The organism is Streptomyces sp. rh34 (genome assembly GCF_002551245.1).
GTDB lineage: Bacteria > Actinomycetota > Actinomycetes > Streptomycetales > Streptomycetaceae > Streptomyces.
In genome coordinates this window covers 1-4,908 of sequence record NZ_NTGZ01000388.1, presented here as the reverse complement: position 1 = coordinate 4,908, position 4,908 = coordinate 1, and the positions used below count along the sequence as shown (strand labels likewise).

Annotated in this window: 3 protein-coding genes; 2 read left to right on the top strand and 1 reads right to left on the bottom strand. The window is 72.7% G+C overall.

The annotated features are described in order from the left end of the window. Positions 1-375: 375 nt before the first annotated feature. Together CR470_RS35780 and CR470_RS35775 are read left to right on the top strand one after the other, a co-directional pair. Positions 376-1,485, top strand: a complete 1,110-nt coding sequence (locus tag CR470_RS35780) for an NAD(P)H-dependent flavin oxidoreductase (protein ID WP_097871745.1) — start codon at positions 376-378, stop codon at positions 1,483-1,485. Continuing rightward, entirely contained in the window at positions 1,482-3,032 is a 1,551-nt protein-coding gene (locus CR470_RS35775; RefSeq protein WP_097871742.1) for an acyl-CoA synthetase, read from the top strand. Before CR470_RS35780 ends, CR470_RS35775 begins: the two co-directional genes overlap by 4 nt. Before the next feature lie 56 nt (positions 3,033-3,088). Here CR470_RS35775 and CR470_RS35770 read toward each other — a convergent pair. Further along, positions 3,089-4,908, bottom strand: a 1,820-nt coding sequence (locus CR470_RS35770; RefSeq protein WP_107489537.1) for a penicillin acylase family protein, incomplete at its 5' end; no start/stop codon positions are given.

The following is a 4,908-nucleotide window of genomic DNA, read 5'->3' as shown; positions in this document are numbered from 1 at the left end:
CCAGTATCCCGCCGCCCAGCCGCCGCCGTGCGATGCCGCTCCCGTCGGCGCGGGCGCCGGTCTCCGAGCCGCGGCCCGCGACCCGTTCCGGGCCTCCGTGCGCGTCCCGGCCGTCCGCCGCCCGTCCGTTCTTCCGCATGTCCCCGGTCATCCGCAACTCCTCCCCGCGCCCGACATCCGGTCACCGGGCCGTGCCCGTACGCCGGAGCCCGCGCGAAAGTAACTTCCGAAATCTCGCCGAGCAGTGAAAGTTCCTGCCGCCGCAGAGATTACTGGCGCCCTCGCGCTCCTGGGTGTGTCCCGGCCCGCAAAGAATCTGACGCAGCATCAGAAAAGCTCTTCCCTCGGCCGCTCCGCTGCGGCATCCTGCCGCCCATGGAGACCGAACTGAGCCGGCAACTGGGAATCGAGCACGCCATCTTCGGCTTCACGCCGTTCCCCGAGGTCGCCGCGGCCATCACCAGGGCCGGGGGCTTCGGTGTGCTCGGAGCGGTGCGCTACACCGCGCCCGAGGACCTCGCGCGTGACCTGGACCGCCTGCACGAACTCGCCGACGGCAAGCCCTACGGCCTCGACGTGGTCATGCCGGCCAAGAAGGTCGAGGGTGTCACCGAGGCGGACGTCGAGGCGATGATCCCGGCCGAACACCGCGCATTCGTGCAAGAACTCCTGGCCCGCCACGGCGTGCCCGAACTGGCCGAGGGGGAGGCGTCCGGCTGGCGCATCACCGGTTGGATGGAGGAGGTCGCCCGGGGCCAGCTCGACGTGGCCTTCGACTACCCGATCAAGCTCCTCGCCAACGCCCTCGGCTCCCCGCCCGCCGACGTCATCGAACGGGCCCACGACCACGGGGTCCTCGTCGCCGCCCTGGCCGGCAGCGCCCGGCACGCCCGGCGGCACGCCGAGGCGGGCATCGACGTCGTCGTCGCCCAGGGGTACGAGGCGGGCGGCCACACCGGCGAGATCGGCTCCATGGTGCTGGTCCCCGAAGTCGTCGAGGCCGTCGCCCCGCTGCCCGTGCTCGCCGCCGGAGGCATCGGCAGCGGTGAACAGGCCGCCGCCGGGATCGCCCTCGGCGCGCAGGGCGTCTGGCTCGGCTCCCTCTGGCTCACCACAGAGGAGGCCGACCTGCACTCCCCGGCCCTGACCGCCAAACTCCTGGCCGCGGGCTCCGGCGACACCGTCCGCTCCCGCGCCCTCACGGGGAAACCCGCACGCCAGCTCCGTACCGCGTGGACCGACGCCTGGGAGGACGGGGCAGGTCCCGGCACCCTGCCCATGCCGCTCCAGGGGCTGCTGGTCGCCGATGCCGTCTCCCGGATCCAGAAGTACGAGGTCGGCGAGCTGCTCGGCACACCCGTCGGGCAGATCGTCGGCCGGATGACCAGCGAGCGCAGCGTCCGGGCCGTCGTCGACGACCTGACCCGCGGCTTCGAACGGGCCGTCACCCGCATGAACCGCATCGCCGGAAGGAGCGCCACGTGAACCAGCCGCCCAACGGCTTCTGGGCCCAGGCCGCCGCCGACCCCGACCGCACCGTCCTGATCGCCCCCGACGGCGAGGAGTGGAGCGCGGGCCGGCTCCACGCCGACGTCAACCGCATGGTCCACGGACTGCGCGCGGCCGGACTGCGCGCGGGCGACGCCTTCGCCGTCGTGCTGCCCAACGGCGTCGAACTCCTCACCGCCCATCTTGCCGCCTCGCAGGCCGGCCTCTACCTCGTCCCGGTCAACCACCACCTCGTCGGACCCGAGATCGCCTGGATCGTCGCCGACTCGGGCGCCCGCGTTCTGATCACCCACGAACGCTACGCCGCCACCGCGACGGCCGCCGCCGACGAGGCGGAACTGCCCGCGACCCACCGCTACGGCGTCGGCACGGTCCCCGGCTGCCGCCCCTACGCCGAACTCCTCGACGGCCACCCCGCCACCCCGCCGGACGACCGCACCCTCGGCTGGGTCATGAACTACACCTCGGGCACCACCGGCCGCCCGCGCGGCATCAGGCGCCCCCTGCCCGGCAAACGCCCCGAGGAGACCTATCTCGGCGGGTTCCTCGGCATCTTCGGCATCCGGCCGTTCGACGACAACGTCCACCTGGTCTGCTCGCCGCTCTACCACACCGCCGTGCTCCAATTCGCCGGTGCGGCACTCCACATCGGCCACCCGCTGGTCCTGATGGACGGCTGGTCGCCCGAGGAGATGCTGCGCCTCGTCGACACCCACCGGTGCACGCACACCCACATGGTCCCCACCCAGTTCCACCGGCTGCTCGCGCTGTCCGACGAGGTGAAGGCCCGTTACGACGTCTCCTCCATGCGGCACGCCATCCACGGGGCGGCTCCCTGCCCCGACCACGTCAAACGCGCCATGATCGACTGGTGGGGGAGCTGCGTCGAGGAGTACTACGCGGCGAGCGAGGGCGGGGGAGCGTTCGCCACGGCCGAGGACTGGCTGAAGAAGCCGGGCACCGTCGGCAAGGCCTGGCCGATCAGCGAGCTGGCCGTCCTCGACGACGACGGCAACCGGCTCCCGGCGGGCGAACTGGGCACCGTCTACATGAAGATGAGCACCGGCGGATTCAGCTACCACAAGGACGAGACCAAGACCCGCACGAACCGCGTCGGCGACTTCTTCACCGTCGGCGACCTCGGCGTGCTGGACGCGGACGGCTACCTCTTCCTCCGCGACCGCAAGATCGACATGATCATCGCGGGCGGTGTCAACATCTACCCCGCCGAGATCGAGTCGGCCCTGCTCACCCACCCCGCCGTCGCGGACGCCGCCGCCTTCGGCATCCCCCACGCCGACCGCGGCGAGGAGGTCAAGGCCGTCGTCGAACCGGCCGAGGGCCACGAGCCGTCACCAGCGCTCGCCGCCGCGATCCTCGCCCACTGCGAGGAACGGCTCGCCGGGTACAAACGGCCCCGGAGCCTCGACTTCATCACCGCCATGCCCCGCGATCCCAACGGCAAGCTCTACAAACGGCGGCTGCGCGAACCGTACTGGGAGGGCTTCGAGCGCCCGCTGTAGCCACAGCGGGGTTCCGGGAGGGGCGGCGGCCCCCGCCCCTCCCGGACGCGCCCGCCCTACCGCCGCTCGTGCACCCGCACCACCCGCAGATCCGGTGAGCGCGCGATGTCCCGCTCGCAGAACCGGGACGTCACCCAGCGCTCACCCGCGTAGAGCCGGGTCTGGTCGCTGTAGTGCGGTGACTTCGGGTTCTCCGACTGGGAGTACGTCAGCAGCGTCCGGGCCACCGGGCAGCGGCTGTCGTCCCAGCCGACCGCCTGGATGTAGCTGGAGCCCGAGGACACCTCCGTATAGCCGCCTTCCGCCGCGTCCCACCGCGGCTCGGTCTTGTTCCAGATGCCCAGCGACTCCGTCCCGCCACCGATCGGGAGCCGCTTGCCGTTCCGCACGACGAACTGGTGCTCGCCCAGCGGCGCGTCCAGCGCGATGCCCGCCGCCCGCAGCTCCGCCACGGCGTCCGCCAGGGCCCTGCCCAGGACGGGCGCGGCCGTGTTCAGGTCGCGCGGAGTGCGCACCGGGTCGGCCGGATCGAACGGCGTCCTCCACAGCTCGGCGGCGGGCGCCGCCGACGCCTTCCGCCAGAACCGGTCGAAGAGCAGCGCGCCCCGGCTGTCGCTGTCCACGCTCCGGTCCCAGCGCCGCAGCACCCGGCAGGCCGCGGACACGTCGACCGGCGTCCCGTCCGTGCCCACGGCCGTGCCGCCCGGCAGCGCCGCGCACCACTTCGCCGCCTCGGACGCGGCCAGGTCCCCGGCCGGCGCACGGTTGGCGAACTGCTGCCGCTGAAGGTCCGTGACCCGGAGCCGGCCCCGGTCCGCCATCGACGCGACGTCCTCGACCGCACCGCGCGTCCGCAACGACCGGGGCGTCGCGATCGTGCCGAAGACCCGCTCGTACCCGGTCAGCGGGCGCTCCGCGTTGGTCAGCCACGCGCTGTCGTTGGAGTTCTCCACGTACGGCTGGTTCTTCAGCACCGGCATCCGGCCCGGGCCGAAGATTCCCGGCCGCACCGCGTCGGGGTCGCTGCCCAGCGCGCAGTCCGCCCGCGAACCGTCCAGCACCGCGAGACCGGAAGCGGGGTAGGTGGCCCGGCCCAGCGGGGTCGAGCAGCGCTCCGCCAGCTCGTCCGTGATCCTCGGCAGCACCTGGGACTGGGCGAAGAACGAGTGCCCCGCCCGGTCCGCCGCGATCGTGTTCACCCACGGCATGCCCTGCGACCGGTGCAGCGCACGCTCGACATCACCCGTGGAGCGGGCCTTGCCGAAGCCCAGACCGGTGTCCGCCATCCGCATGTTCGTCGCGTTCGGGTCGTTCAGCGCGTACGCCGTGCTCGCCGTCCACGGCAACGGCAGCGCCGAACCCATCGAGGTGACCACCGGCCCGTAGCGGGTCCACCACTGGGTGCGGGTCACGTCGGCCGCGCCCTTCACCGGGACACTCACCGTCCGCCGCGTCATCCGCTCACGCTTGCCGTCCACCAGATAGGCGGTCGGGTCGGCCGGATCGAGGTTGAGCTGATGCAGGTTCAGCGTGACGCCCGTGGCGACCGTATGGCTCCACGCCACATCGGCGTTGTGCCCGATCGAGATCGTCGTCGAGCCCAGCAGGGACGCGCCCGACACGTTCAGCTCGCCGGGGATCGTCTGCTGCGCCTGCCAGAAGCGGCGTCCGCCCTGCCACGGGTAGTGCGGGTTGCCGAGCAGCAGCCCGCGCCCGTTCACCGTGGTGGAGCCGTCGAAGGCCACCGCGTTGGAACCCATGTCCGCGTTCTGCGTCGACAGCAGCCGCTTCGCCGCCGTCGCCGCCTCCTCGGGCGTGACCCCGGCCGCCGGGGGAGCGGCGGTCGGCGGCCGCGCCGCCGTGATGCCGTCGATGC